This is a genomic window from Janthinobacterium sp. SUN118, assembly GCF_030397695.1.
Classification (GTDB): domain Bacteria; phylum Pseudomonadota; class Gammaproteobacteria; order Burkholderiales; family Burkholderiaceae_D; genus Janthinobacterium.
The window spans coordinates 1,022,901-1,049,070 of the sequence record NZ_JAPUBV010000001.1; the positions used below are offsets into that span (position 1 = coordinate 1,022,901).

Sequence of the window (26,170 nt, forward strand, 5' to 3'; positions counted from 1 at the left end):
ATTCCCCGTGTGCAAGCCCTAATCAGTCGAATAGAGCGGTAAGTTGCCCCAAGCTCTCGTCCATGCTGACCCGCTCCGTGATTTGCTGTTGCAAAAACGCTTCAATCTTTTCATGCAGGGCGATGGCCTGGTCCAGCACGGGATCGGTGCCGGCGCTGTAGGCGCCCACGCTGATCAGGTCGCGGCTGCGTTCATAGCGCGAATACAGCTGTTTCAGCTTGCGCGCCTGCTGCTGGTGCTCGGGCGTGGTGATCGAGTGGGCGGCGCGCGAAATCGACTGTTCGATGTCGATGGCCGGATAGTGACCGGCCTCGGCCAGGCGCCGGTTCAGCACGATATGCCCGTCCAGGATGGCGCGCGCCGAGTCGGCGATCGGGTCCTGCTGGTCGTCGCCTTCCGTCAGCACGGTGTAGAAGGCCGTGATCGAGCCGCCGCCTTCCTCGCCATTGCCGGCCCGCTCCACCAGCACGGGCAGCTTGGCGAAGACGGACGGCGGATAGCCCTTGGTGGCGGGCGGCTCACCGATGGCCAGGGCGATTTCGCGCTGCGCCATGGCGTAGCGGGTCAGCGAATCCATGATCAACAGTACGTTTTGTCCCTGGTCGCGGAAATGCTCGGCAATCGCCGTCGCATAGGCGGCCCCTTGCAGGCGCATCAGCGGCGGCGTGTCGGCCGGCGCGGCCACGACGACTGAGCGGGCCAGGCCTTCGGCGCCGAGGATCTGTTCGATGAATTCCTTCACCTCGCGTCCCCGTTCGCCGATCAGGCCGACGACGATCACGTCCGCTTCCGTGTAGCGGGCCATCATGCCCAGCAGCACGCTTTTCCCTACGCCGGAACCCGCGAACAGGCCCATGCGCTGGCCACGGCCCACGGTCAGCATGGCATTGATCGAGCGCACGCCCACGTCCAGGGTGTCGACGATGGGCGCGCGGCCCAGCGGATTGGCGGGGCGCACGTTGATGGGGGCGCTGTCGGTCGTGTGCAGCGGACCCAGCTGGTCGAGCGGGCGGCCCGCGCCATCGAGCACGCGGCCCAGCAGCTGCGGCCCCACGGGCAGGTGGCGCGCGCGGTCGCTGGGGCGGCGGCGCGGATGGGCCACGCTGCCGGGACGGGGGATGGCCGGTTCGACGGAAAACACGCGCGTGCCGGGCACGATGCCTTCGACGTCGCTTTGCGGCATGAGGAACAGGCGGTCGCCTTCGAAGCCCACCACTTCCGCCTCGACCCGGCCGCCATTCGGCAGCGGCACGGTGCAGGCGGCGCCGACAGCCAGGCGCAGGCCCACGGCTTCCATCACGAGGCCGGCCACGCGCGTGACCCGGCCCGACACCTGCATCGGCTCGACGAAGCCGACCACGGCCGAACAGTCGCTCAGGTAGGCGCGCCAGCGCGCCGCGTGGGCAGGAGGGCCTTTGACGGGCTCGCTCACGGCGCCAGCCAGTCCAGGTCTTTGCCCAGCGCATGCGTCAGGCGGTGCCAGCGGGTGGACGTCTGCGCGTCGATCTGGTTGCTGGCCGTGTCGATCTTGCAGCCGCCGCGTTCCACGCTCGGGTCTTCGATGACGCGCCAGCCGCCCTTGTCGAGCTCGTCGCCGATGCCGTCGCGCACTACTTGCGCATCTTCCGGATTGAGCATCAGCAAGGCTGGTTGTTGCAGGACCGGCAAGTATTCGATGGCTTCGCGCACCACGGGCAGCATCAGCTCGGGGCGCACGGGCAAGGCTGTCTTCAGCATGCCCTTGGCCAGCTGCAAGGCCAGCTCCATCACGTCATTGGCGATCAGTTCGTCGGCCTGCTGCACGGCCGTGCCAAAGTCGACGGCGATGGTTTGCAGGTGCGCCAGTTCCACGGCGGAGACGGCCTTGCCTTCCGCATAGGATTGCGCGTGGCCGTCGGCGTGCCCGGCCGCATGGCCTTCCGCATAGCCGGCCGCGCGGCCTTCCTCGAATGCGGTGGCGCGCGCCTCCTCGCGGATGGCGTCGAGTTCTTCCTGCGTCGGGTATTCGAGCGGCGGCGCCAGCTCTTCCTCGTGCAGCTCGGCAAACGGATCGAACTCCGGCTCGGGCTCCGGTTCGAGCAGCTTGCGCGCGGCCACCACGCTGGGACGCTCGTCGCCAAACGAGGTCATTTCCCAGCGCTGGTACGCGGTTTGTTGCTCTTTGGGAATTAAATTAGACAAACGAATCCTCGCCTTTTCCGCCTAGGACAATCTGCCCCTCGTCCGCCAGGCGGCGCACGATCTGCAGGATCTGTTTCTGCTGCGATTCCACTTCCGACAGGCGCACGGGGCCTTTCGACTCGAGGTCTTCGCGCATCATCTCGCCGGCGCGCTGCGACATGTTCTTGAAGATCTTGTCGCGCAGCTCTTGCGAGGCGCCTTTCAGGGCGATGATCAGCATTTCCGACTGCACTTCGCGCAGCAGCAGCTGGATGCCGCGGTCGTCGATGTCGATCACGTTGTCGAACACGAACATTTCGTCCATGATCTTTTGCGCCATGTCGTTGTCGTAGTTCTTGATATTGTCCATGACGGAGCCTTCCTGCTCGCCGCTCATGAAGTTCAAGATTTCGGCCGCCGCGCGCACGCCGCCCAGCGACGATTTCTTGATGTTTTCGTTACCCGACAGCAGTTTCGTCAGCACGTCGTTGAGTTCGCGCAAGGCGGCCGGCTGCACGCCGTCCAGCGTGGCGATGCGCAAGACCACGTCGTTGCGCAGGCGGTCGGTAAAGTGGCCGAGGATTTCGCAAGCCTGATCGCGTTCCAGGTGGACGAGGATGGTGGCGATGATCTGCGGGTGTTCGTTGCGGATCAGCTCGGACACGGATTGCGAATCCATCCACTTCAGCGATTCGATGCCGGATGCATCCTTGCCGCCCAGGATGCGCGACAGCAGCACGGAGGCCTTGTCGTCGCCCAGCGCCTTGGTGAGCACTTGCCGGATGTATTCGTCCGAATCGAGGCCGACGGTGGAATTGAGTTCCGTCTGCGCGCGGAAGTCGTCCAGCACTTCGACCACCTGCTCGTGCGCGATGCCCTTCATGGTGGCCATGGCGGCGCCCAGCTTCAGCACTTCGCGCGGGCCGAGGAATTTCATCACTTCGGCCGCTTCGCTCTCGCCCAGGGCCAGCATCAGGATGGACGCTTTTTGCAGTCCCGTTGTCTCAGTCATTATTGCCTACCCATGCTTTGATTACGTTGGCCACCACGCGCGGGTCTTCCTGCGCCAGTTTCCTGGCCATTGCCAGGTTTTCGCGGTAGCCGCGGGCCGTGTCTTCTTCCAGTTCTTCCAGCTCGGCTTCGCTGAGCAGGACTTCGTTTTCTTCGTCCGTCTTGGCCAGTTCCGGCTCGACGACGGGCGGCGGCGCGCCGAAATCGTCGATCTTGCGCATCACGGGGCGCAGCATCGGGCGCACGATCTTGATGAAAATGTACAGCAGGATCAGGGCCGTGATGAGGAATTTCGCCAATTCCTTGGCCAGCGGCAAGTTGGCCGGGTCGCGCCACCACTCCAGCTTGCTTTCCGGCGCGCGGTCGATGCCGTCGAACGGCGAATTGGCCACGCTGAAGCTGTCGCCGCGGTCCTTGTTGTAGCCCATCGCTTCCTTGACCAGATTGTTGATCTGGACCATTTCGGCAGGGGAAATCGGCGTTACCGTGACCTTGCCATCCTTGCCGATGACGCGGCGGTAGTTGACGACCACGGCCACCGACAGGCGGCGCAGGCCGCCCATGGATTTCTGTTCGTAGCGCACGGTCTTGTCGACTTCATAATTTGTCGTCGATTCCTTTTGCGTCGGCGCCGTCGGCGCGCCGGCCGCCGCGCCCGGCGCTTCGGCCGTCAGCGGTGCCGTGGCCACGCCAGGCGGCTGGTTCGACAGCGCGCCGGGCACGCCGGACGGGTTGGCATTGCCGGCGCCCGTCGATTCGCTCGTTTGCTGGCTGCGGATGGTGGACGCTTCCGGCGGCGAGTTCGGCTTGTAGGTTTCAGCCGCCTGCTCGCTTTGCGAAAAATCAACGTCCGCCGTCGCTTCGGCGCGCACATTGCCTTCGCCGACGATGGGCAGCAGGATCGATTCGACCTGCTTGATCACGCTTTGCTGCAACTGCTGCACGTACTTCAATTGGTTCGGGTCCAGGCTCTTGATGCCGTTGGCGCGGTCCTTGTCCTTTTCCTGGTTCGACAGCAAGGTGCCCGCCTGGTCGACGACGGTGACATTGATCGGCAGCAATTCCGGCACGCTGGACGCCACCAGGTGCACGATGGCGCTCACCTGCAGCTGGTCCAGGCCGCGGCCTGGATGCAGGTTCAGCAGCACGGAAGCCGTCGGCTTTTGCTGTTCGCGCACGAAGACGGACGGTTTCGGCAAGGCCAGGTGGACTCTGGCCGTGTCGACGGCGGATACGGATTCGATCGATTTCGCCAGTTCGCCTTCCAGCGCGCGCTGGAAATTGACCTGTTCCAGGAATTGCGACACGCCCAGCTTCTGGTTTTCCATCAGCTCGAAACCCACGTTGCCGCCTTTCGGCAAGCCTTGCGCGGCCAGCTTCAGGCGCGCATCGTGGACTTGCTCGGACGGCACGAGTATGGCGCCGCCGCCTTCGGAAAACTTGTGCTTGATGCCCAGCTGGTCCAGCGACGCGGTGATGGCGCCGCCGTCGCGGTCCGTGAAGTTGGAGAACAGCACCTTGTACTCGGGCGGCTGGTTCCACATGTAGAGGGCCGCGCCGATGGCGATCAATGCCGCCACGCCCAGGCCGCGCAGGAAATTCTTGCCCATCGGCGTCTTGGCGAAGGCTTGCACGGACTCCACGGGAGAGCGCGCGGGCGCTGCTTCCGGTGGTATGCGGTTCACATCGATTTCTTCGGCTACAGCCATGATTGCCTTCCGGGGCGCGTGGTTTGACAGTTATCGGGTGGTGCGTGGGGGCCGCTTCCTCGGGAGGAGGGGCGATATGCAGAATTATCCGCCACTGTCACGCGCTTCAATCGTCCAAATAGAAGGCGCTTTTGCCGCCTGCTCGGCCGAGTGGCTGGCTTTTGCGCTGGTATTGTGGAACCCTGGCAACACGTGGTGGAAGTTATTGTACCCGGCGTTGCCTTGCTGGCCAGGGTTTTGTTCTCTGGAAGCAACAAGCAGGAATAGACGAGAATCGGGAGGCAAGGTGAAAACAGGCGGTATCGATAGCAGCAGGATCGAGGCGATGATCGCGCAGCTGAAGTCGGCGGCCACGCGGCCGGAAGCGAAAGTGCCGGCGATCCAGACCGAGGCCCCGGCAGCCAAGGTGAACTTCGCCGATGCGTTCAAGGGCGCGCTGGAATCCGTCAGCGGCGCGCAAAAGGCGTCGTCGGCCATGGGCCAGCGCTTTACCATGGGCGACGAGAAAGTCAGCCTGTCCGACGTGATGGTGTCGATGCAAAAGTCCAGCATCGAATTCCAGGCCACGGTACAGGTGCGCAACAAGTTGGTTGCTGCCTATCATGAAATCATGAATATGCAGGTGTAAGGTTTTTATATGTGTATGTCACGAACGGCGGGGTCCGACCATCAGGTTCGACCCCAGTCTTCGTTCTGGGTCACTGCTTGAATATCAACCCAGCCCTGCCATGCGTGCATTCCTCTCGCGTTCCAGCCGCGTGATATAGCGCTGCACGTGCGCGAGCATGCTGCGTGGCAAGTCGACGAACTGGCAGCCGAGGCGGCGGTTCAGCTTATTGTTGAGCAAAGTCATGTCCAGCGAGTTGCGGATCTGCAAGGTGGCGGTGACGATGCCGACGTCGGGCAAGTCGATGCGGCAGCCCGGATAATCCCTGCCGATGGTCTCGCCCAGCATCAATTTGTTGTCGAGGATGGCGATGCCGCCGCAGCTGATGTCGGCCAGCGGGAACAGCGTGTCGGCGCCGCCCAGCGCGGGCGGCAATGGAATCGAGACGCGCACGGGATTGCTGACGGGCGTCGTCATGCGGTAATACTCGCGCCGCTGCAAGCGGATCAGGGTTTCCGGCACGGCTATCTTCAAGGCCGGCGTGCCTTCATACTGGCACTCTTCCACCAGGGCGCTGGCGAACAGGATGCGGATCTTGTCGAGCGAGGTTTCAAACGAGATGCCGGTGGCGGCCACCATGCGCCGGTTCTGGTCGGCATTGACGGAGCGGTCGAGGATGACGGTGTTGCGCTCGGCATCGACTTCCAGGATCGAGGTGACGCACACATCGGATTCACCGTGGATCAGCATGCGGATCAGCTGGTTCTTTTCGCCGATGCTGCGTAACAGGGCGATGATTTCCCGCCGCGATTCCACTTCAAAGTCATGCCAGTTTTCGAGGCCGGAATCCATAATATGTGCTTGCATTGATGCCTGTCTATGTATCGATGGGAAGAGAGCTGGTGTCGGGCGGCGGCGGGATGGGGCCGCCGTTCGCAGATTCAATATGATATAACCAGGCCAGCAGTTCCGCAATCGCCCGATACAGGCCGGGCGGGATCTGGCGATCGAGGTCGACATCCATCAGCAAGGCCACCAATTCCTTCGATTCATGCACGAAGACGCCGTGCTCGCGCGCCGTGCTGATGATCTGGTCGGCGATCAGGCCGCTGCCCTTGGCCACCACCTTGGGCGCCGGCGCGCCGCTCTGGTAGGCCAGGGCGACGGCCGTCTGCGGCACCTTGCGCTTGGTGTCGTCAAGCATCGCCGTCTCCTGGCGCCGCGTCCGGCGCTTCGGCGGCGTCCGGCTTGCCGGCGATCGTCAGCGACGACAAGGGCCAGCCCGCCGCGTCGAGCGCCGCTTCCAGCCGCGCCGCATGCTGGCGCAGGGTCTCGGCGCTGCCTTCGCTGCCGGCCTGCATCTGGATCGCCACTCTGCCGCCCTGCAACACCACTTGCGCGGCCAGGTCGCCCAACAGGGGAAACTGGAAGCGCACGCTGCTGCGCCACGCCGTGGCCTCTTCGTCGCCGTCGCGGCCATCGTGCTGGCCGCCTTCCGGCGCATCTTTCGCGATATCCCACTGCATCTTCTGGCCCGGCCAGGCCTCGCCCTGCCACTGCACGCGCGCCTGTTCGTGCGTATGCAGCTGCAGATTGATCAGTTGCGCCGAGGCCAGGTCGGTGCCGCTTTTCTGGGTTTCGCCCTGGGCGGCCTTCTGCATCTGCGGTTCCAGCAGCAGCGAGGCCAGCGGACGCTTGCCCTCGGCCCATTCCGCCACATGCGATTCATAGAACAGGCCGCTGCTGCCGACGGCGTCGCGCAGCTTGTGCGCCACCTGGGCGGGATCGGCGCCGGGCGCGGCCATCAAGGGGGTCTTGCCCACCAGCGACAGCGGCGCGCCGGGCGCGCTTTCCGCCTGCACCAGCACGCTGCTGATGGCGCGCGCGGTGGTGCTCAGTTCCGGCGCGGGCGTGTCGCCGGCCAGCGCCGGCAGCAGGTTGGCCGGTGTCAGGGGCGCACGGCTGAGCAGGGTGGCGGCCGTGCTGCTGGCGCGCGTGCCTGCCTGGGCGGCGCCGGCCTGGGGGCCGCGCAGGTCGGCCGCCTCGGGTTCCGCTTCCGCGTCCGCATACGTCAGCAGGGCGCTGGCCGGCTGGTCGCGGTTATTGCCTATTTGAAAAGAGGGGCGGGGATTGATGCCGATCAAGGTCAGCGGGATTTCCGTGCCCAGCTGGGCGCCGGCGGGCAGCTGCATGCGGGCCGGCGTGCCGGCCACGCGCACCAGGTAGCTGCCGTCGCCCATGCGCGCCAGCACTTGCCCCTGCATGGATTTGCCGATCAGTCCCTGCAGCGAGCGCTGGAACTCGGCCTGGCGCGGATCGGCGACGCTGTCGGCCGGGCGCGTGACCTTGACCGGGGTCAGGGGCGTCATGCCGATGGCATCCATCTTCGGCAGCATGCCGCCCCCGCCCGTGTTTAAACGCCGTAGGCGTTGGCCAGGCGCCGTTCGGTGCCGGTGTTATTGATCAGCTTGGACAATTGCGCCATCCACGGCATGGTCAGGTCGCGGACCTTGCGGTCGTCTTCCAGGATCTGCTTGATCATGGCAACCTTGCGCAAACGGCCGGCGCTTTCCAGCACGACCTTTTCCTCATTCGCCTTCAGGGCGGCCACATGCGCGCCGATGCGCTGCTCGAGCACTTCCAGCTCGTCCCAGTCGGCGTTGGTGGCGGCGGTCACCATCTGGCCCGTCAGGGTCTGCATGGCTTCGTAGGTGGTCAATACTTCTTGATTCGTCATCATGGATCAGGCGCTCGCAAGGCTTGGCATACGTTTCAAATCGGCGCCGGGGGCGGCGGCGGGCGTGGCGCCAATGGCGTTCCAGGTTTCGCGCAGGTCGGTCAGCAGGCGCTGCACTTCTTCCAGCATGGCGATATCGTTGTTCAGATTGGCCGTCAGCAGGCGCGCGCTCATGTATTCATACAGGGCGTCGAGGCCCTCGGCGATCTGGCCGCCCACTTCCTTGTCCAGGCTGGCGCGCAAGCCGTTGTCGATGATCTGGATGGCTTTCGAGATGGACTTGCCTTTTTCCGGCACGTTGCCCGATTTCATGTGCATCTGCGCGCTGAGCACGGCCACCAGGGCGCCGTCGTACAGCATCACGATCAGCTTGTGCGGCGAGGCCGAGACGATACCCGTTTCCAGGCCGACCTTGGCATAGGCATTGACGCCGCGTTGTTGGGTTCCAAACATATGTTCTCCTGATGATAGCGCTTAGCGGTTGGCGGCAAGGGCGGCCAGCTGCTGGGTCAAATAGGATTGCGTGGTCGCCATTTTGCTCAGCGTTACGTCGAGGCGCGTGTACTGGGCCCGGTAGCGCGCTTCGATGGTGGTCAGCTTGTCGGCAAAGCGCTGGCGCTGGTCGGCCACATCCTTGATGCTGTTGTTGATGCCCGTGGTGCGGCCCGTGATGATGCCGTCCGTGCCGAGGAAGGAAGCGGCCAGGTTGTTCAGCTGGTAGGCATAGCCTTGCGAGAAGCTCACCGTGCCCCTGTCTCCCAGGCCGCCGCCCGTCACTTCGATCTTCAGGCCGTCGGCCGGCGAACCGGGCGCGCCCGTCAGGGTCTGGCCCGAACCGATGACGGCCTGGCCGCCGATGGTGCCGGCCACGTCCGTGCCCTTGGTGGGCGTGACGCCCGCGCCGATCAGCGAATCCACGGTCGTGCCGGTGACGGAGGAAACGGCCAGGTTGGAGACGGAACCGTAACGGGCCGACGCCACCACCAGGCGGCCATTGCCGTCGATCGAAGCCGTCACCGAGCCGCCATTGTCGCTGAAGGTCTTTACGCCGTTGATCGACGACTGGATCATGCCGGCCAGCTGGGCCGGTGTGTAATTGCCGGCAGGAATGGTCACGGTGGCCGTATTCTTGGCAGCGGCAGGGTCCGTGTCATTCAAGGTGACGCTCCAGGTGGTGTCGCTGGCGATCGTCGTCGAGGCCGGCAAGGCCACGGTGCCGCTCAGGGTGCCCTGGCTGGCCATGTTGGTGATGTTCAGCGCATACGAGCCGGGCTTGGTGGCGGCCGTCGAGCTGGTGAAGCTGACGTTGCTGTCCGTGGTTTTCCCCAAGGCCGAGAAGAGGCCGGCCACGTCGGAGAAGTTGGCGCTGATGGCCTTGTCCAGCACGGCCGAGTCCAGCACCAGGCTGCCGTCTTTCTGGAATGTAATACCGACCTGGTCCAGGGTCTTCAGGTTGCCTGCCAGGCCGGTGATCGATGTGCTCAGCTGCTTGCGCAGCTGGGACTGGATCGACTGCGTCGTCGAATCGCCGAGCATGACGCCGGCCTGCTTGGTTTCTGCGTTGTACGACGTCATCTTGGCGATCGACGCGTTCAAGTCGTTGTAGGCCTTGACGAAGGCGGTGACGCCGGTCTTCACCGTCGTCGTATCCTTGGACACGGACAGCGAGCTGCTGCCCACCTTCAGCACGTTCAGGGTCACGCCTTCGATGGCGCTGTCGATGCTGTTCGAGCTGTTCGTGATGGGAATGCCATTGACGCTGAGCATGGTGTTCTGCGCGGCGCTGTTCTGTTTCAGGTTTTGCGTGCCCGAGGCATCATAGGACAGCAAGTCGCTCAGCGCGCTGTCGGCCGGCTGGCCGTCGCTGCCGCTGAGCGAAATCTTCATGCTTGAATTGGCGCCCGACTTCGACGAGCTCAGCACCAGATGGTGGGGCTTGTCCGTGCCGTCGGAAACGATGCTGGCGGTCACGCCCAGGCCCGCATTGTTGATGGCGTCTCGGATGCCCTGCAGCGAATTGTTCGTCGAATCGATGACCACCGTGCCCGTCGCCTGCGTGGCATCCTGGGTAAAGCCGCTGCCGATATACGCGCCGCCGGCGCCGGCCGTCAGTCCGGCCGCCGCCGGATTGCTGCCGCCCACCGTGATGGGGCTGCCGTTGGTCGAGGCGAGCGTGATGGAGCTGGCAACGGTGACGTTAAATCCCGTGTTGGTGGCCGTCGAGGCATGGCCGATGCCGCCCTTGACGTCGCCCGTCACCACTTCCTCGATCTGGATGTTGGAGCCGTCCGCGCGCGTAAATTGCAGGGTGCCGTCGGCAGCCTTGCCGCTGACGGTGATGTTCGCTTCCGCCAGCGCATTCGAGACGGCGTTCGGGCCGGCCAGGGTGGTATCGAGCGAGGCGCCCGTGATGCCGGCGCCGGCGCCCACGCCATTGCCCTGCGTAACGATATTGATGCCGCCGACGGACAGCGAATACGTGCCATCTGCACCGGTGGCCACATTGCCATAGCCGGCGAACAGGGTGGCGCTGCTGGCGGCCGGCTGTGCCGTGGCCGTCACGCCCGTGGTGCTGCTCTTGGCGTTGATGGCTTCGGCCAGCGCGCGCGTGCTCTTGGTGGTGCTGTCGGTGGGAATGGCCGTGCCATTCAGGGTCAGGGAGCCGTTGTTGATGCCGTTTTGCAAAGTGGTACCGCTGAGTGCCGTACCTTTCATGCCGAAGATGCCACCGCTAACATTACCTAATTGAAATGAAATGGTGGTCTTGGCGCCCGAGCCGATGGTGGAAATCTTGCTGGCGTAGCCAGCCGAGGTCAGGGTTTGCGATTGCGCAAGCTGGCTGACATTGATGTTGTAATTGCCTGCCACGGCCTTGGCGCCGGCAGAGGCCGTAAATACGAGCGGGTCGGCAGGCATCGCCGAGACGGCGCGGAAATTGTTGCTGTTGCTCAGGCCCGAGAGCGACGTCTGGAAGGCGCCCACGGCGCCGCTCAGGGTACCCAGCGCGCTCAGCTTGGCCTGGTAGGAAGCGGTTTTCTTGTCGTACGTCGCCAGGGGCAGCGCTTCAGCGGTCATCAGCTTATCGATGAGGGCGGTGACGTCCAGCGTGCTGTTGCCGATGCCTGGGGAAGATAAGGTTGGTGAGATGGCCACTACATGCTCCTAGGAAAACACTAATATAAGCTGTTATCGGCAGAATCAATCAGGACTTGAGAGGGGCTTTTACGCTTCTGTTTTCAGTTGCCTGAGCAGGCAGGCCGGAATGCGGGGATGTTGTCGTGTGAACTGCATTAAAAAACAGGGCCAGTCCAGGTGGCTGGCTGGCCCTTGCTCGCGGTTTCTTTGCTGTATAGCACTGATCCTGCGTTTCTTGCCGGCATGAATTATGCGCTCTGGCTGATCAGCTGGCCTTTTGCCGAGGCAAATGACTTGGCAATTTCCAGTGCTTCCCGGGTCGGGATCTGGCGCAGGACTTCCTGCGTTTCCTGGTCGATGATCTTGACCACGGTGCGCTGGCTGTCTTCGTCGATGGAAAATTGCAAGCCCTGGGTCTTGACCTGTGGCGACTGGTTCAGCTCCGAAACGGCCTGGTCCAGCTGTTCGCGGCTCGGTTCCTTGCCGCTGGCCGTGGCGTCGATGCCGGTACCCGCATTGCGTGATGCCTGCGGACGTGCTGCGGCCGGTTCCGCGGCCGGGTAGTTCTTGTCGATGCGCGCTGCGGAGGCGGCAGCTATGGTGTCGATAGTCATGTTGCTCCCCTAGTGAAAATTCCCCTGCCGAAAAAATCCGGCAGGGGAACCTGAGTCCAGCGATGTCGCGTGGCTAATCGAAGATTAACCGCGCAGCAGGCTCAGCACGCCGTTTGGCAGCGAGTTCGCTTGTGCCAGCATGGCGGTACCAGCTTGTTGCAGGATCTGGCCACGGGTCATGCTGGCCGTTTCTGCAGCAAAGTCGGTATCGACGATGCGGCTGCGCGAGGCCGACAGGTTTTCCGTCGTCGATTGCAGGTTGGCGATCGCCGAGGAGAAGCGCGATTGCAAAGCACCGTACTGCGCGCGTTGGCTGTTGACCGTGGACAAGGCTGCATCCGTGATCTTCAGTGCCAGCTGGGCGCCTTCGAACGTGGTGACGTCCAGCGTGGCGACCGATTTCAGGCTCGAACCCTGGTTGGCGCCAACAGCTACGCCGCCCGTCAGTTTCAGGCCGGTAGCCGAAGTTTCGCTGACCGAGAAGCTGCTGTCGCCATCGAAGGTGACGCGGCCGTTGGCCACGGCGACGGCGGTCGAGGTTTTGGCATCGAATGCGGCCGCTGCCAGCTTCACGCCTTTTTCGTCGTACGTTTTCACGTCCAGCTTGGCGTTGGTCTGCGTGTTGCTGATCTTGATATCCGCGCCGGATGCATTGCTCAGCTTGATGCCGCCCTGGGAGGCATCGTACTGGGCGGTCACGCCCGTCTTGGCCGTTTGCGCATTGATCGCGTTGATGCCGGCGGCAAAGTCGGCAGCCGTGCCAGCGGTGCCGGTGACGGCGAACGATACGGTCACGGCGTCCGCTGCATTGGAGTTGTCCGAGTTGATCTTGAACGAATATGCTTCCACGCCCAGGGCCAGGTTGACATCGGTGCGGGCGTCAGCCGTTACGCCGGTGTTGGCGGTCTTGGCATTGACGGCGGCGGCAATCGACTTGGCCGACGAGGTGGCGTCCGTGGCGACGTCGGCGGCGCCGAACTTGCCCGAGATCTTGATCGAACCACCGTTGGTGGCGCTGGTGGCGGCCGCTGCTTGTACTGCAGCATTTTCCACGCGGTTGTTGCCGTAGGTGCTGGTCAGGAAGTTCGCGCCATTGGCCGAAATCAACTGGTTGGCATCGGCGCCGACCTGGAAGTTAGCCGTACCCATCGTGCCGTCCAGCAAAGCCTGGCCGTTGAACGAGGTGGTGGTGGCGATACGGTTCAATTCCGAGTTCAGCTGGCCGACTTCGGTTTGCAGAGCCTGGCGGTCGCTGGCCGAGTTGGTGGCGTTCGACGATTGCACGGCCAGTTGGCGGATGCGTTGCAGGATGTCGCCCGAGCTCGACAGTGCGCCCTCGGCCGTTTGCGCCAGCGACACGCCGTCATTGGCGTTGCGGGTCGCTTGCGTCATGCCGTTGATTTGCGACGTCATGCGGTCCGAAATCGACAGGCCGGCGGCATCGTCTTTGGCGCTGTTAATACGCAGGCCGGAGGACAGGCGTTGCAGCGAGGTGGTCAAGGCCGATTGCGAGGTCGACAGGTTGCGTTGCGAGTTCAGGGAAGCGATGTTGGTGTTAATTACTGCAGCCATTTTAATTCTCCAGACAGGTACTACATTGCGCTATGTGCTATTCACGTTGGTCTGCCTCTGTACTTTGAAGCAATCAAACCGTCGTTGTAATGTTTATCGGTGGCCGCCTGAAAAAGTTGATAGGAAAAAACATTCTTTATTTTATTTTTTTACCCTCAGCTTTCCGTGGAGCGGCCCGCTAGACGGCAGGTAAAAACAAAACTTGAGGGCAAAAAAAGTTTTATTTTTACCCGCATGCCCGTCTGTTGAGGACCCAGGAAGCGTATGCCGGTTGCCGGCCGCGGTTTTTAAGCCCCCATATATGGGCGTATTCCCCGCCTGCTCGTGGAATGATGCTTGGTTACAACTGGTAAGATTGTTCCCATCACACGTCCTGCCTGCCGTCACGGCGATGGCAGCGCAACTTCGCCTAACCATGAGTTTTTATGACAACGACTAATATGGCTGCCAGCGGCGCCTCCATTGCCCCACGGCCGCAGGAAATAGAGCAGGCCGTCGGCGAAGCCCTGGAGCAGGCGCAGCAACATCTGCGCGCGGAGCGCTATGACGAGGCGGCGCAGCTGTTCTTTGCCGTGCTCGAACTGGCGCCCGAGGAAGCGTTCGCCAATCGCCAGCTGGGATTGCTGTACTTGCGTACGGGCGATGCGGCAGGCAGCCTGCCGCACTTTGCCGCCGTGCTGGGGGCCGAGCCCGAGCAATCGACCAGTTGGCTCGACTATATAGAAGCGCTGATGCTGGCCGGGCAGGTCGACCTGGCGCAGCAGACGCTGGCACTGGGACGCCGCCATGGGCTCGATAGCCTGGCGGTCGATCAGCTGGAGCAAAAATTGCTGGAAAAGCAGCGGCAGGAGCATGCCGGCCTGGCTGGCGACGCCATGGCGGCGCATGGCAAGAAGGCCATGAGCGCCGATCAGAAGCTTTCCGAGCGTTTGACGGCCCTGTTTGACCGTGGCCATTATGCGGACATGGAGGTGGAGGCGCGCGCCGCCACGCGCCGCGCGCCGCGCGATGGCCTGGGCTGGAAAATGCTGGGCGCCGCCCTGCAAATGCAGGGCAGGGCCCGTGCAGCGCTGCCGTGCATGCAGAAAGCGCAACGTTTCTTTCCCGGCGATGCGGAAATACTGAACAATATAGGTCTTGTCCAGCAGGAGCTGGGGCGCTACGCTGCAGCCGAGTTGAGCTATCGCAAGGCTTTCAGCATGGTGCCCGACTTTTTTGGCGCCCATAGCAACCTGTTGTTTTTGCAAAATTACAATTCCACGGGATCGCCCGCCAAGCGTTTCGAGCAGGCATTGCGTTTTGGCAAGGCTGTCACGGCCTATGCCGCCCAGCCATTTCACCGCTGGGCTTGCCGCAAGGATCCCACGCGCCTGCGTATCGGTATCGTGTCGGGCGACTTGCGCCGCCATCCCGTCGGTTACTTCCTGGAAAGCTTGCTCGCCTCGCTCAATAGCGAAACCGTGGAACTGATCGCCTATCCCACGGTCGTCAAGGTCGATGAGCTGACGAACCGCCTCGCTCCCCATTTTTCCGCCTGGCGCCCTATCCATGACAAGACCGACGAGGCTGCCGCCGCCATGATCGACGCCGATGGCGTGCATGTGCTGCTGGACTTGAGCGGACATACGGCGGAAAACCGCCTGTCGCTGTTCGCCTGGCGGCCGGCCCCCGTGCAAGCCACCTGGCTCGGTTATTTCGCCACCACGGGCGTGGCGCAGATCGACTATCTGCTGGGCGACCGCTTTGTCGCGCCGCCAGGCGAGGCAGACCAGTTCACGGAAACCCTGTGGCGCATGCCCGACAGCTATCTGTGCTTTACCGCGCCCGAGTTCGACCTGGCGGTGGCGCCCTTGCCCGCGCTGGAGAATGGCTATGTGACGTTTGCCTGCTTTAATAATCTGGGCAAGATGAATGATGACGTGGTGGCCGTCTGGGCCAGGGTGCTGCAGCAGGTGCCCGATGCGCGCTTGTTCCTGAAAAATCCGCAGTTGGGCGACGCCGGCGTGCGTACCCATACGCTGGCGCGCTTTGCCGCGCACGGCATTCCTGCCGTACGCCTGCGCCTGGAAGGGCCGTCGTCGCGGCAAGAGTTGCTGGCCACCTACCAGCAAGCCGACATCGTGCTCGATCCCTTCCCGTATCCGGGCGGTACCACCAGCATGGAAGCACTGTGGATGGGCTTGCCCATCGTCACGCGCAAGGGCGACCGCTTCCTGTCGCACCTGGGCGAATCGGTCCTGCACAATGCGGGCTTGCCGGACTGGATCGCCGCCGATGATGACGCGTATGTGGCCATTGCCGTTCAGAAAGCCGGTGACCTGGCGTCCCTGGCCGCCCTGCGCGGCGGCTTGCGCGCCCAGGTACTGGCCTCGCCCCTGTACGACGCGCCCCGCTTTGCGCGCCATTTCGAAGACGCCATGTGGGGCATGTGGCGGGCGCGGATGGCGGTGATTGATAACGCAGGAGAAGAATAATGTCGCGTACCACCCTGATTACCGGCGGCGCCGGCTTCCTCGGCTCGCACCTGTGCGACCGCATGATCGCCGATGGCCACGACGTGCTGTGCGTGGATAATTTCTACACGGGCAGCAAGGACAATATCCGCCACCTGCTGGGCCACAAGCGCTTCGAGCTGCTGCGCCACGACGTCTGGCTGCCGCTGTACGTGGAAGTCGACCGCATCTACAACCTGGCGTGCCCAGCCAGTCCCGTGCATTACCAGAACGACCCCACCTCGACCACCAAGACCTCGGTGCTGGGCGCCATCAACATGCTGGGCCTGGCCAAGCGCAAGCGCGCGCGCATTCTGCAGGCGTCCACCTCGGAAGTGTATGGCGATCCGCAAGTGCATCCGCAACGCGAGGATTATTGGGGCCATGTCAATCCGATCGGCCCGCGCGCCTGCTACGATGAAGGCAAGCGCTGCGCCGAAACCCTGTTTTTCGATTACCACCGCCAGTCGGCCGTGGATATCCGCGTCGTGCGCATCTTCAATACCTATGGCCCGCGCATGCATCCGAACGACGGCCGCGTCGTCAGCAACTTCATCGTGCAGGCGCTGCGCGGCGAACCGATCACCCTGTACGGCGACGGCCAGCAGACGCGCTCGTTCTGCTATGTCGACGATTTGATCGAGGGCATGGTGCGCATGATGAACCAGACCCAGGAAATCGGCCCCATGAACCTGGGCAATCCTTCCGAATTCACCATCCGCGAACTGGCCGAGCTGGTGCTGCGCCTGACGGAATCGAAAAGCGAACTGGTCTTCCGCCCGCTGCCGGCCGACGACCCCGTGCGCCGCCAGCCCGATATCGCCAAGGCGCGCGCCGCCCTGGAATGGGAACCGACGGTGAGCCTGCATGATGGCTTGAAAGAAACCATCGCCTACTTCAAGAAAGTGATCTTTGCATGAAACAGCAATTGCTCCCGGCCGTGTGCCCGGTCTGCGCCCACACGGTGGCGGCGGCGTTTTTCGATGGCGGCCAGCAAGCCCTGGCCACCCTGGGCTGGCCGGCCAGCGCGGCCGAAGCGCAGGCGATGGCCGTGCAGCCGCACGATTTCGTGCAGTGCCCGCAGTGCACGCATGTGTGGAACCGCGCGTTTTCCTATGACGCCATTCCCTACCAAAACAATCCCAACCGCATGTTCAACAAGGGCGGTATCTGGAAAGGCCACCTGGCCGATACGCGCGACGTGCTGCTGGCCCGCTTGCCGGCCTCGCCCACGGTGATCGACATCGGTTGCGGCGAAGGCCATTTCGTGCGCGCGCTGGCCGACGCCAGGGGCGAGCAGGGGCGTTTCATCGGTTTCGACCCGAATGCCACGCCGGAAACGGGGCGCGGCGTGGAGTTTCATGCGCGCTATTTCCAGCCGCTGCAGGATGTGCCCGAGTTCGCGCCCGATGCGCTGGTGATCCGCCACGTGCTCGAGCACCTGACCGATCCCGCCTCCCTGGTCGAGCAGATGGCGTGGGCCGCCTCGCGTTCGGAGCAGCCGTGCTGGCTGTTTGCCGAAGTGCCGTGCATCGACCGTGTCTTCGCCACGGGCCGCCTGGCCGATTTCTTCTATGAACATATGTCGCATTTCACGACGGAATCGTTCCGCACCCTGATGCAGCGGGCCGGCGAGGTGGTGCAACTGGCGCATGGCTATGACGGCGAGGTCGTGTATGCGCTGGTGCGCCTGCAGGTCCCGAAGGCGCTGCGCGACCAGGCGCGCCACAGCAATGCATTTGCCGTTGCCGCCCAGCGCAGCCGCAAGACCATTGCCGCCCAGCTCGACACCCTGGCCACCGGCGGCCAGCGCGTGGCCATCTGGGGCGGCACGGGCAAGGCCGCCGCCTTCATGCACCAGTTCGGCGCCGACGCGCAGCGCTTCCCTCTGGTGGTCGACTCCGATCCGGACAAGGCCGGCACCTTCGTGCCTGGCCTGGGGCAGGAAATCGTCTACCGCGACGTGCTGAAAACGGCGCCGGTCGACGTCGTCATCATCCCCACGCAGTGGCGCGCCCGCGATATCGCGGCCGAAATGGCGCGCGAGGGTATCGTCGCCAAGTCCATCCTGATCGAGCACGAAGGCGGCTTGATCGATTTCTTTGCCGACGAGCACCCTTACCGCTGATTTCCCGCCAGGTGCCCAGCAGGCGCCGGAATGCAAAATGCCGCTCGATGAGCGGCATTTTTATTGGCTGCTGCCGTGAGAGGCGGCTCAGTCGGCCACCACCACGCGGTTCTTGCCCGTCTGCTTGGCCTGGTACATGGCGCGGTCGGCGCGTTTGACCAGTTCGGCCTGGTCTTCGTTGGGCAGGCGCAGGGCCACGCCGGCGGAAAACGTGATCAAGACTTTCTCGTTGTCGTGCAGGAAGAAATGCCGGGTCAGCTCGCGCTGCAGGCGCGTCATGGTCGAGGCGGCCGCATCGACCGTGGTTTCCGGCAGCAGGATGAGGAATTCCTCGCCGCCGAAGCGGGCGATGACATCCATCGAGCGCAGGGTTTCCTTGACGATCTTTACCAGGTGTTTCAGGGCCGCATCGCCGGCCAGGTGGCCGTAGGTGTCGTTCAGGCGCTTGAAGTCATCGAGGTCCAGCATGGCGATGCACAGCGGCGTGCCGCGGCGGTCGGAGCGGGCCGTCTCGCGTTCGAACACGTCGTCGAGGCCGCGGCGGTTCAGGCTGCCCGTCAGCTGGTCTTCACGCACCAGTTCGCTCATATGCTGGAGCTTGGCTTCCAGCGTGTGGATGCGCTGTTCCGCATCCTGCACTTCCTGGCGCGCCAGCACCATCTTGTCGCGTGCGCGCAACGCTTCGTTCTGCACCATGCGCGTTTCGCGCAGTACTTCGTCGAGCACGTGATTGAGTTCGCTGATGTTTTCCGCCTGGCTGATCTTTTCCGAATAGCCGCCGATCTTTTCGTGGAAGTCGCCCGTGCTGGCCGCCACCTGGCCCAGGCGGTCGATGAAGGTCATCATCATGTTCTTCACCGTCAGCTTGACGTCGGACAGGCTGTGCTTGAGCTGGCTTTGCTTGTAGATGACTTCCTTCAGGCTGCGCGTGGCGTCTTCCAGCGCGCGCTGGTCCAGCGGGCCGGCGATCAGGTTTTGCACGGCATCGACCTGGCCGCGCAGCCAGCTGTCGTCGTCGAGCAACTGGCTGACGTTGTCGAGCAGCAGCTTGAACAGGCGCAGCAGCAGTTCCTGCTGCTCGGCCGTATCGCCGCTCTTCAGTTCAATCTGGTAGCACAGCTGCTTCAGGCGCAGGGCCGCCTCGTTCAAGGCCTCTTCCGTGTGCGCCTGCTTGATGGCGGCGCCCAGCGATTCGGCCTCTTCCACCAGCGCGGGCGTGCCCGTCAGCAGGGTGGCGACGGCAAAGCCCAGGGTGCGGCTCAGTAATTCGCGCAGGGTGCGCGTCTGTTCGCCGTCCGGCAGGGGCGGCAATTCGATGCCGCCGCCTTTCTTGGCCTGTTTTTCCGCCAGCTGCGCCAGGGTGCGCGCATAGCTGTCCCAGTCGCGCGCCTTCAGGGCGCGCTGGAAGCGGCGGCCGAAGTCGCCCAGTTCGCCCGCCGATTCGCTCATCTTGGCGGCAAACTGCGTCAGCACGTTTTCCGCGCCGTTTTCCGTCGGGGCGCTGGCGGCCAGCACGGCCGCGGGCGCTGCCGGCGGGTCAGCCGGTTCGCTGATGCCGGCGATTTCATTGTAGATGTCGCGGTAGGCGCCCGGCGTGGGCGCGATGCGGCGCGTCGCCAGGCGGCGAAACGCTTCGCGGGCGATGTCGGCCGGGTTCATCGCCGCACCGGCGGCGGTATTCGTGGCGCCAGCCGGTGTATTTGCTGGCGAAGATGGCAATTTACTGGACATGTAGGCAAAGCCTTTTTAGATATATTCTAATTATCCTCATGATATGCGAGTTGGCAAAGAACTTATTGTGCGAGAAGCAAGGAGAAGTCCATCCAATTCGCCAGATGCCAGCCTGCATGCCGTGTCGGCGGCATCCGGCCGCCGTGCCCCGCTAGTCGATCAGCTGGTTGCGGATGGCGTAATGGGTCAGTTCGGCACTATTCTTGAGTTTCATTTTCACCAGCAAGCGGGCGCGGTATTCGCTGACGGTTTTCACGGACAGTTTCAGCTCCTCGGCGATGGCGCCCACCGTCTTGCCCGAGGCAATCATGACCAGCGTCTGGTATTCGCGGTCCGACAAGGTGTCGTGCAGGGCCGTTTCGTGGTCTTCGCCCACCGTGTTGGCCAGTTCCTGGGCCAGCGAGGCGCTGATGTACTTCAGGCCCTGCGCCACCTGGCGGATGGCCGTCACCAGTTCGCGCGGCGCGCTCTGCTTCGTCAGGTAGCCGGCGGCGCCCGCCTTGAGCGAGCGGATCGCGTACTGGTCTTCCCTGTGCATGGACAGCATCAGCACGGCCAGTTCCGGCTTTTCCTTCTTGATCTGCTTGAGCACCTCGATGCCGCTGCGGTCGGGCAGGGAGATGTCGAGCAGCAATACCTGGCATTTCGAGCCACGGAACAGCTTGATGGCGTCGTGGCCGTTTTCCGCTTCGCCGGCAACGACGATGTCGCGGGTATCGGCGAGGATCTGCTTCAAGCCTTCGCGCACGATCGCGTGATCGTCGGCGATAAATACCCGGATGGTGGCTTTTTCTTTCATGACTGCATTCGTTTCTTATCTGGTTCGCCTACGCTAGGCTGCGTCTTGCGGCGGCCTGGCATGCGCTGGCGCATGGGCTGCAGCCGCTATTATCGCCTCTCGCGGCGAGGCCAGCCTGATTTTTATGCTGAGTATGGTGCCGCCGTCGGGCGCATCCATCAGGCTCAGGCTGCCGCCCAGCGCGCTGGCGCGCTCGGTCATGCCGCGGATGCCGAACGATTGCGGCTTGGCGCGGTCGGAAAGGCGCATGCCGACGCCATTGTCGGCGATCGACAGGCCGAGATGCTGGCGCTGCCGGACCAGGCGCACCGCGACCTTGCTCGCCTGCGCGTGCTTGGCGATGTTCGTCAGCGCTTCCTGGGCGATGCGGAACAGGCTGGTGGCCTGGTCCAGTTCCAGCTCGATGTGCTGGCGGTTCGACGTGAACTGGCATTCGATGCCGGCCTGGCGCGCGAATTCCTTCACCTGCCAGTCCAGCGCGGCGACGATGCCCAGATCCAGCATGGAAGGGCGCAAGTCCAGCGAAATGCGGTGCACGGCGTCGATGCTGCGGTCGACCAGGGCATCGACATACTCGGCTTTTTCTTGCAACAGGGCATCGTCAGGCGGCAGGCGCCGGGCCAGCATGGCCAGCGCCATCTTGATCGCCGTCAAGTTGCCGCCCAGGTCATCATGCAATTCGCGCGCCAGGCGCGTGCGCTCGTGTTCCTTGACCTTGTCGATATGCGCCGTCAGTTCGGCCAGGCGGGCGCGCGACTGGCGCACTTCGATCTGTTCGAGCCGGCTTTCGGTGATATTCGTCATGATGCCTTCCCACTGCACCGTGCCGTCCGCCAGCGCGCGCGGCGTGGAGCGCAGGTTGATCCATTTCACATCCTTCCACGCATCGACCCAGATGCGGCCTTCCCAGTTCCAGCCCCACAGGGCGGTCTTCGACGCCTGCATCGAGTCCAGGTACGAGGCGCGGTCGTCCGCCAGGATCAGCTGGTAGAACAGTTCCGGGCGCGCATGCAGTTGCGCCGGACTCAGCCCCAGCAAGGCCTGGCAGCCGTCGCTCAGATAGGGAAAGGCGCTGCGGCCGTCCGCGTGCAGGCAGAACTGGTACACGAGGCCCGGCGTATTCGAGACGATGGCGTTAAAGCGCGATTGCACCTGTTCCAGCGCGGCGGCCGTGGCCTGCGGCGTGCGCAAGTCATCGCCCACGGCCAGGATCAGGGCGCGGCCCTGGTGGCTGGCGCGCGACAGGTGCAGCGTCAGCGAATAGCGGCTGCCATCGCGGCGCCGGGGCTGCACGTGGACGATGGTTTGCGCGCCGACGGCCTCGTCAAGGGCAGCCAGCTGGCGCGCCGGCACCTGCAGCGCCGGCGCCGCCGCCAGCAATTCCTCGCGCGTGGCGTGGCGGTTGCCGCAGGCGGCGTCGTTGGCGTCCAGCAATATCAGGCTGGCCGCGTCGTACAGATAGATTTCGGGCGCGGCCGCGCGCATGGCGGCGGCCAGCCGTGGCGGCGTGGCGGTCTCGGGCATGGCGGCAGGCTTTTTCATCAGCGGCGCGCGCGCCAGAAGGCGGCGAAACGGCGCAGCACGCGCGCCGGGCGGGAATCGTGGCGGCCCGTGGTGCGCGTGCGCAGGCGTTGCCACCAGGCACGGCGGGCGCGGCCCAGCGCAGCCGACAGGCGGCTGACGCGGCGCCACGGCCGCGTGGCGCGCAGGCGGGCGATCCAGCGGTCCTTGGTTTCCATGAACAGGCCATGCCAGCGGGCAAACCATGGCAGACTCAGCAGGGTGGGGCGCGTCAGGCTGTACAGCCGCGCCACGGCGGCCGCGCCGCCCAGCTTGGCGATGACGATCACGCCGATGCCGGAAAACGCATGGCCGCGCGCGATCGCCAGCAAGGCCAGCAGCTTGACGGGGAACAAGAGCACGGCCGGCAGAACGAAGACGGCCAGCGCCCAGTAGGGCGGCAACCGCTTGATCCATGCCTCGAGCGCATGCAGCGGTGGAAACTGCGCCACCACCTGCATGATGCGCGCGCCCGTCGCCCACAGCCATTCTTCCAGCAGCAGGAAGATGGCGGCCAGGTAGACCAGCGGCGCGAACAGCCAGCGCCTGAATCTGTAGAATTTTTTCATCCGTCTCCGTGTGCGGCGCAGGTTTGCCGCGATTGCCACGATGATACGTCAAAAAAGCCCGCTTGCCCCCGCGTCTGGTGTGCCGTCGCCCGTCTGGCGGGGCTACAATAGGCAGATGAATAAAGCCTTTGTAAAAGAATCGGACCACGACGACGATGAAGAAGCGGCCGCGCTGGCGCTGGCCATTCCCCCCGGCGCGAAGAACTACATCACGCCGGCCGGCTACCAGCGCATCAAGGACGAGCTGCTGCAGCTGATCGACGTGGACCGTCCGGAAGTGGTCAGAATCGTCCATTGGGCGGCGTCGAATGGCGACCGCTCGGAAAATGGCGACTATATCTATGGCAAGCGGCGCTTGCGCGAGATCGACCGCCGCATCCGTTTCCTGACGAAGCGCATGGATCTGGCCGCCATCGTCGACCCCAGCGTGCACCACGGCAGTGACCAGGTGTTCTTCGGCGCCACCGTAACTTACCGCACGGAAGATGGCGAAACGCACACGATCACCATCGTCGGCATCGATGAATTCGACCCGCTGAACGGCAAGATCAGCTGGGTGTCGCCGATGGCGCGCACCATCACCAAGGCGCGCGAGGGCGACCTGATCACCTTGAACACGCCGCTGGGCGCGCAGGAGCTGGAATTGCTGGAAGTGACGTATCCGGCGCCGGGGGAAACTTGAATTGATGCGCGTGGCATGAAAAAACGGCTGGGCAGAGAATCTGGCCAGCCGTTTTTTTAATTGCGCTCCCGAAGTATCCGGTTGACGCCGGCGACGCGGCGCACATTGCGCAGCAGGGCGGCCAGGTGGACGCGGTCTTTTACCTGCACGGTGAAGCGCAGCTGGTCGAGGACGTTGTCCTTGTCTTCGTCCATGCCCACATAGATGATGTTGGCGTCCGACTCGCCGATTTCCGCGGCCACGCGGGCGAGGATGCCCCGTTCGCTGTTGATCAGTACCTTGATGCGGCAGTCGAAGCGGCGGTTCAGTTCGCTTCCCCAGCGTACGGCGATCCAGCGGTCCGGTTCCTTGGCGCGCTGGCGTTTTGCCTGCGTGCAGTCGCTCGTGTGCACGAGCAGCCCCTGGTCGCGGCGCAGCTGGCCGATGATCTGGTCGCCTGGAATCGGCAGGCAGCACGGCGCCAGCTGCACGGAGACGCCTTCGCTGCCGCAGATGGTGACCGGGTCGAGTTCGCTGCCGCTATTGTGTTCCACCGGCATGCTGGCCGCTTCGCCGCCGATCAGGCCAAAGATGTGGCGCGCCACCAGCGTGGCCATGCGCTTGCCGATGCCGATGTCCGCGTACAGCTCGTCCATGGAATTGGCGCTCGATTCGTTGAGCAGGCGTTCCACCAGCGGCGCAGGCAGGTCGGCATCGATGTTCAGGGCTTGCAGCGCCTGCGACAGCAGCTGCTGGCCCAGCGCGATCGATTCGGGCAGGTTGATCGTGCGCAAATGGTGGCGGATGGCCGAACGGGCCTTGCCGGTACGCACGAACGACAGCCACGTCGGGCTGGGGCGCGACGAGGAATCGGTGATGATTTCCACGATGTCGCCATTGTGCAGTTCGGTGCGCAGCGGCGAGGTTTCGTTGTTGATTTTCACGGCCACGGTCTGGTCGCCGATGCCCGTATGGATCGAATACGCGAAGTCGATGGCCGTGGCGCCGCGCGGCAGCGCGATGATCTTCGACTTCGGCGTAAACACGTAGACGGAGTCGGGGAACAGGTCGACCTTGACGTGCTCGAGGAATTCGGCCGAGTCGCCCGTCTGCTGCTGGATGTCGAGCAGCGATTGCAGCCAGGCGTGCGTGCGCTGCTGCAGGTCGGACGGGTTCGATTCGCCGCTCTTGTACAGCCAGTGCGCCGCCACGCCGGACTCGGCCGTGCGGTGCATTTCCTGCGTGCGGATCTGGAATTCCACGGGCGTGCCGTAGGGGCCGATGACGGTCGTGTGCAGCGACTGGTAGCCGTTCAGCTTGCGGATCGCGATGTAATCCTTGAACTTGCCAGGCATGGGCTTGTACAGGCTGTGCAAGGTGCCCAGGGTGACATAGCAGTCGGCAAAGCTGCCCACCACCACGCGGAAGCCGTACACGTCCAGCACTTGCGAGAACGACAAGTGCTTGCTGCGCATCTTTTTATAGATGTCGTACAGGGTCTTTTCGCGGCCCGTGACGTCGGCCTCGATTTCGGCCATGGACAAGGTGCTTTTCACCGCTTCCATGATCTTGTTGACCACTTCTCGCCGGTTGCCGCGCGCCGCCTTGACGGCTTTCGCCAGCGTGCGGTAGCGCATCGGGTACAGGTGCGAGAACGACAGGTCCTGCAGCTCGTGGTAGATGTTGTTCAGGCCGAGGCGGTGCGCGATCGGCACGTACACTTCCATGGTCTCGCTGGCGATGCGGCGCTTCTTGGCCGCCGTCATGAAGTCCAGCGTGCGCATATTGTGCAGGCGGTCGGCCAGCTTGATCAGGATCACGCGCACATCGGAGGCCATGGCCAGCAGCATCTTGCGGAAGTTTTCCGCCTGCGCTTCGATCTGGCTCTGGAATTCGATCTTTTCCAGCTTCGACAGGCCGTCGACCAGATGCGCCACCGGTGCGCCGAAGCGCTCGATCAACTCATCCTTCTTGACGTCCTGGTCTTCCATGACGTCGTGCAGCAGGGCCGCCATGATGGCTTGCGCGTCGAGTTTCCAGTCGGCGCAGATTTCGGCGACGGCGATCGGGTGCGAGATGTACGGTTCGCCCGAGCGGCGCATCTGGCCCAGGTGCATTTCGTCGGAGAAGCGGTAGGCTTCCTTGACTTTTTTCAGGTCGGCGGGAGACAGGTATTCGGCCAGCTTGTCGGCCAGGTGGCTGACGGAGGCCACGCCCAGGGCGGGCGCTGCGGACATGCCGCCTGCGGACGTGCCGACACCGGGCGCGGAAGCGCCCTGTGGTTTTGCCGCCTGGCGCGAGGCCTGGGGCGGCAGTGCTGCGGAAGTCGTGTCGGCTGGGGTCAGACTCATAAAACGTCGCGTTACTTCACAGTGTGAATAAAGGATACGGTAGAACCAGGGGTCAGCACTGTTCCGGCACGCGGGTTCCCACTTACATCGGGACCTTTTTCAGCATTTCGATGCCGACTTTACCGGCAGCGATTTCACGCAGTGCGACAACGGTAGGCTTGTCCTTGGCTTCGACCTTAGGGGTGTGGCCTTGCAGCAACTGACGTGCGCGATAGGTCGCAGCCAGGGTCAGCTGGAAACGGTTAGGGATTTGCTTCAGGCAATCTTCGATTGTGATACGGGCCATAGTAACTCCTAAAATTTGTGCGTGGCGCTGTGTGAACTGGCGTGCAGA

23 protein-coding genes are annotated in these 26,170 nt (G+C 63.7%); 5 read left to right on the plus strand and 18 right to left on the minus strand.

All coding sequences use genetic code 11. The annotated features are described in order from the left end of the window. Window positions 1-22: 22 nt before the first annotated feature. From fliI to fliF, 4 genes are all read right to left on the minus strand, one after another. Entirely contained in the window at window positions 23-1,339 is a 1,317-nt protein-coding gene (fliI, locus tag O0880_RS04695) for a flagellar protein export ATPase FliI (RefSeq protein ID WP_232251296.1), read from the minus strand. 89 nt (window positions 1,340-1,428) lie between these two features. Then, window positions 1,429-2,181, minus strand: a complete 753-nt coding sequence (gene fliH / locus O0880_RS04700; RefSeq protein ID WP_289885290.1) for a flagellar assembly protein FliH — start codon at window positions 2,179-2,181, stop codon at window positions 1,429-1,431. Then, window positions 2,174-3,172, minus strand: coding sequence for a flagellar motor switch protein FliG (fliG, locus tag O0880_RS04705; RefSeq protein WP_034787109.1), 999 nt, complete (start codon window positions 3,170-3,172; stop codon window positions 2,174-2,176). Before fliG ends, fliH begins: the two co-directional genes overlap by 8 nt. After that, window positions 3,165-4,880, minus strand: a complete 1,716-nt coding sequence (fliF, locus tag O0880_RS04710) for a flagellar basal-body MS-ring/collar protein FliF (protein WP_289885291.1) — start codon at window positions 4,878-4,880, stop codon at window positions 3,165-3,167. The genes fliG and fliF overlap by 8 nt, the downstream gene beginning before the upstream one ends. Window positions 4,881-5,205: 325 nt before the next feature. Here fliF and fliE point away from each other — a divergent pair, with 325 nt between their 5' ends. Then, a complete protein-coding gene (gene fliE, locus O0880_RS04715) occupies window positions 5,206-5,508 on the plus strand; it encodes a flagellar hook-basal body complex protein FliE (protein ID WP_289887291.1) in 303 nt (100 codons plus the stop codon). Window positions 5,509-5,592: 84 nt separating this feature from the next. Here the strand turns inward: fliE and O0880_RS04720 are convergent, their stop codons facing one another. The 8 genes from O0880_RS04720 to O0880_RS04755 form a co-directional block, all read right to left on the minus strand. Then, window positions 5,593-6,339: a flagellar brake protein gene (locus O0880_RS04720; protein WP_083411645.1), complete on the minus strand. Its 747-nt coding sequence runs from the start codon at window positions 6,337-6,339 to the stop codon at window positions 5,593-5,595. Window positions 6,340-6,364: 25 nt separating this feature from the next. After that, complete coding sequence (locus O0880_RS04725) at window positions 6,365-6,691, minus strand: EscU/YscU/HrcU family type III secretion system export apparatus switch protein (protein ID WP_071322403.1); 327 nt, start codon at window positions 6,689-6,691, stop codon at window positions 6,365-6,367. Then, entirely contained in the window at window positions 6,684-7,883 is a 1,200-nt protein-coding gene (locus tag O0880_RS04730; protein ID WP_289885293.1) for a flagellar hook-length control protein FliK, read from the minus strand. The genes O0880_RS04725 and O0880_RS04730 overlap by 8 nt, the downstream gene beginning before the upstream one ends. Before the next feature lie 17 nt (window positions 7,884-7,900). After that, window positions 7,901-8,227 carry a flagellar protein FliT gene (locus tag O0880_RS04735; protein ID WP_289885295.1) on the minus strand — a complete coding sequence of 109 codons (327 nt, stop codon included), beginning with the start codon at window positions 8,225-8,227 and terminating at the stop codon, window positions 7,901-7,903. Between the two features lie 3 nt (window positions 8,228-8,230). Next, window positions 8,231-8,677, minus strand: coding sequence for a flagellar export chaperone FliS (fliS, locus tag O0880_RS04740; protein WP_071322406.1), 447 nt, complete (start codon window positions 8,675-8,677; stop codon window positions 8,231-8,233). Between the two features lie 21 nt (window positions 8,678-8,698). Continuing rightward, window positions 8,699-11,377, minus strand: coding sequence for a flagellar filament capping protein FliD (gene fliD / locus O0880_RS04745; protein ID WP_289885296.1), 2,679 nt, complete (start codon window positions 11,375-11,377; stop codon window positions 8,699-8,701). A 230-nt stretch (window positions 11,378-11,607) separates the two neighbouring features. Then, a complete protein-coding gene (locus O0880_RS04750; RefSeq protein ID WP_289885297.1) occupies window positions 11,608-11,973 on the minus strand; it encodes a flagellar protein FlaG in 366 nt (121 codons plus the stop codon). Window positions 11,974-12,057: 84 nt separating this feature from the next. Beyond that, window positions 12,058-13,545 carry a flagellin gene (locus tag O0880_RS04755; protein ID WP_071322408.1) on the minus strand — a complete coding sequence of 496 codons (1,488 nt, stop codon included), beginning with the start codon at window positions 13,543-13,545 and terminating at the stop codon, window positions 12,058-12,060. A 425-nt stretch (window positions 13,546-13,970) separates the two neighbouring features. Between O0880_RS04755 and O0880_RS04760 the strand changes: the two genes are divergently transcribed. The 3 genes from O0880_RS04760 to O0880_RS04770 are packed head-to-tail and all read left to right on the plus strand — an operon-like array spanning window position 13,971 to window position 18,165. Next, window positions 13,971-16,019, plus strand: coding sequence for a glycosyltransferase family 41 protein (locus O0880_RS04760; protein ID WP_289885299.1), 2,049 nt, complete (start codon window positions 13,971-13,973; stop codon window positions 16,017-16,019). After that, on the plus strand, window positions 16,019-16,957 hold the full coding sequence (locus O0880_RS04765; protein ID WP_071322410.1) for a UDP-glucuronic acid decarboxylase family protein: 939 nt from the start codon (window positions 16,019-16,021) through the stop codon (window positions 16,955-16,957). The genes O0880_RS04760 and O0880_RS04765 overlap by 1 nt, the downstream gene beginning before the upstream one ends. Beyond that, window positions 16,954-18,165: a class I SAM-dependent methyltransferase gene (locus O0880_RS04770; RefSeq protein WP_289885302.1), complete on the plus strand. Its 1,212-nt coding sequence runs from the start codon at window positions 16,954-16,956 to the stop codon at window positions 18,163-18,165. Before O0880_RS04765 ends, O0880_RS04770 begins: the two co-directional genes overlap by 4 nt. An 87-nt stretch (window positions 18,166-18,252) precedes the next feature. On the opposite strand, the gene O0880_RS04775 is transcribed toward O0880_RS04770, so the two are convergent. The 4 genes from O0880_RS04775 to O0880_RS04790 all read right to left on the minus strand — a co-directional run bounded on the left by O0880_RS04775 (window position 18,253) and on the right by O0880_RS04790 (window position 22,824). Beyond that, on the minus strand, window positions 18,253-19,824 hold the full coding sequence (locus tag O0880_RS04775; RefSeq protein ID WP_071322412.1) for a GGDEF domain-containing protein: 1,572 nt from the start codon (window positions 19,822-19,824) through the stop codon (window positions 18,253-18,255). A 223-nt stretch (window positions 19,825-20,047) separates the two neighbouring features. Beyond that, a complete protein-coding gene (locus O0880_RS04780) occupies window positions 20,048-20,695 on the minus strand; it encodes a response regulator transcription factor (protein WP_289885304.1) in 648 nt (215 codons plus the stop codon). Between the two features lie 33 nt (window positions 20,696-20,728). Next, the gene (locus O0880_RS04785) at window positions 20,729-22,237 is read right to left on the minus strand and encodes a sensor histidine kinase (RefSeq protein WP_289885305.1); all 1,509 of its coding nucleotides are present in this window, start codon (window positions 22,235-22,237) and stop codon (window positions 20,729-20,731) included. Beyond that, window positions 22,237-22,824, minus strand: a complete 588-nt coding sequence (locus O0880_RS04790) for a hypothetical protein (protein ID WP_071322414.1) — start codon at window positions 22,822-22,824, stop codon at window positions 22,237-22,239. Before O0880_RS04790 ends, O0880_RS04785 begins: the two co-directional genes overlap by 1 nt. Before the next feature lie 115 nt (window positions 22,825-22,939). On the opposite strand from O0880_RS04790, the gene greB reads away from it, so the two are divergent. Next, window positions 22,940-23,506: a transcription elongation factor GreB gene (gene greB, locus O0880_RS04795; protein ID WP_071322415.1), complete on the plus strand. Its 567-nt coding sequence runs from the start codon at window positions 22,940-22,942 to the stop codon at window positions 23,504-23,506. A gap of 56 nt (window positions 23,507-23,562) precedes the next feature. Here greB and O0880_RS04800 read toward each other — a convergent pair whose 3' ends face one another. Then, window positions 23,563-25,836, minus strand: a complete 2,274-nt coding sequence (locus tag O0880_RS04800; protein ID WP_289885310.1) for a bifunctional (p)ppGpp synthetase/guanosine-3',5'-bis(diphosphate) 3'-pyrophosphohydrolase — start codon at window positions 25,834-25,836, stop codon at window positions 23,563-23,565. Between the two features lie 82 nt (window positions 25,837-25,918). After that, window positions 25,919-26,122: a DNA-directed RNA polymerase subunit omega gene (gene rpoZ / locus O0880_RS04805; protein WP_010400723.1), complete on the minus strand. Its 204-nt coding sequence runs from the start codon at window positions 26,120-26,122 to the stop codon at window positions 25,919-25,921. Between the last annotated feature and the right edge of the window lie 48 nt (window positions 26,123-26,170).

Bases quoted from the DNA above. Each gene is read 5' to 3' on its own strand.
- fliI (WP_232251296.1), bottom strand. From the start codon at position 1,339: ATGCAGGTGTCGGGCCGGGTCACGCGCGTGGCCGGCCTCGTGATGGAA.
- fliG (WP_034787109.1), bottom strand. From the start codon at position 3,172: ATGACTGAGACAACGGGACTGCAAAAAGCGTCCATCCTGATGCTGGCC.
- fliF (WP_289885291.1), bottom strand. From the start codon at position 4,880: ATGGCTGTAGCCGAAGAAATCGATGTGAACCGCATACCACCGGAAGCA.
- fliE (WP_289887291.1), top strand. From the start codon at position 5,206: ATGATCGCGCAGCTGAAGTCGGCGGCCACGCGGCCGGAAGCGAAAGTG.
- O0880_RS04720 (WP_083411645.1), bottom strand. From the start codon at position 6,339: ATGGATTCCGGCCTCGAAAACTGGCATGACTTTGAAGTGGAATCGCGG.
- O0880_RS04725 (WP_071322403.1), bottom strand. From the start codon at position 6,691: ATGCTTGACGACACCAAGCGCAAGGTGCCGCAGACGGCCGTCGCCCTG.
- O0880_RS04730 (WP_289885293.1), bottom strand. From the start codon at position 7,883: ATGCTGCCGAAGATGGATGCCATCGGCATGACGCCCCTGACCCCGGTC.
- O0880_RS04735 (WP_289885295.1), bottom strand. From the start codon at position 8,227: ATGATGACGAATCAAGAAGTATTGACCACCTACGAAGCCATGCAGACC.
- fliS (WP_071322406.1), bottom strand. From the start codon at position 8,677: ATGTTTGGAACCCAACAACGCGGCGTCAATGCCTATGCCAAGGTCGGC.
- O0880_RS04750 (WP_289885297.1), bottom strand. From the start codon at position 11,973: ATGACTATCGACACCATAGCTGCCGCCTCCGCAGCGCGCATCGACAAG.
- O0880_RS04755 (WP_071322408.1), bottom strand. From the start codon at position 13,545: ATGGCTGCAGTAATTAACACCAACATCGCTTCCCTGAACTCGCAACGC.
- O0880_RS04760 (WP_289885299.1), top strand. From the start codon at position 13,971: ATGACAACGACTAATATGGCTGCCAGCGGCGCCTCCATTGCCCCACGG.
- O0880_RS04765 (WP_071322410.1), top strand. From the start codon at position 16,019: ATGTCGCGTACCACCCTGATTACCGGCGGCGCCGGCTTCCTCGGCTCG.
- O0880_RS04770 (WP_289885302.1), top strand. From the start codon at position 16,954: ATGAAACAGCAATTGCTCCCGGCCGTGTGCCCGGTCTGCGCCCACACG.
- O0880_RS04775 (WP_071322412.1), bottom strand. From the start codon at position 19,824: ATGAACCCGGCCGACATCGCCCGCGAAGCGTTTCGCCGCCTGGCGACG.
- O0880_RS04780 (WP_289885304.1), bottom strand. From the start codon at position 20,695: ATGAAAGAAAAAGCCACCATCCGGGTATTTATCGCCGACGATCACGCG.
- O0880_RS04785 (WP_289885305.1), bottom strand. From the start codon at position 22,237: ATGAAAAAGCCTGCCGCCATGCCCGAGACCGCCACGCCGCCACGGCTG.
- O0880_RS04790 (WP_071322414.1), bottom strand. From the start codon at position 22,824: ATGAAAAAATTCTACAGATTCAGGCGCTGGCTGTTCGCGCCGCTGGTC.
- greB (WP_071322415.1), top strand. From the start codon at position 22,940: ATGAATAAAGCCTTTGTAAAAGAATCGGACCACGACGACGATGAAGAA.
- O0880_RS04800 (WP_289885310.1), bottom strand. From the start codon at position 25,836: ATGAGTCTGACCCCAGCCGACACGACTTCCGCAGCACTGCCGCCCCAG.
- rpoZ (WP_010400723.1), bottom strand. From the start codon at position 26,122: ATGGCCCGTATCACAATCGAAGATTGCCTGAAGCAAATCCCTAACCGT.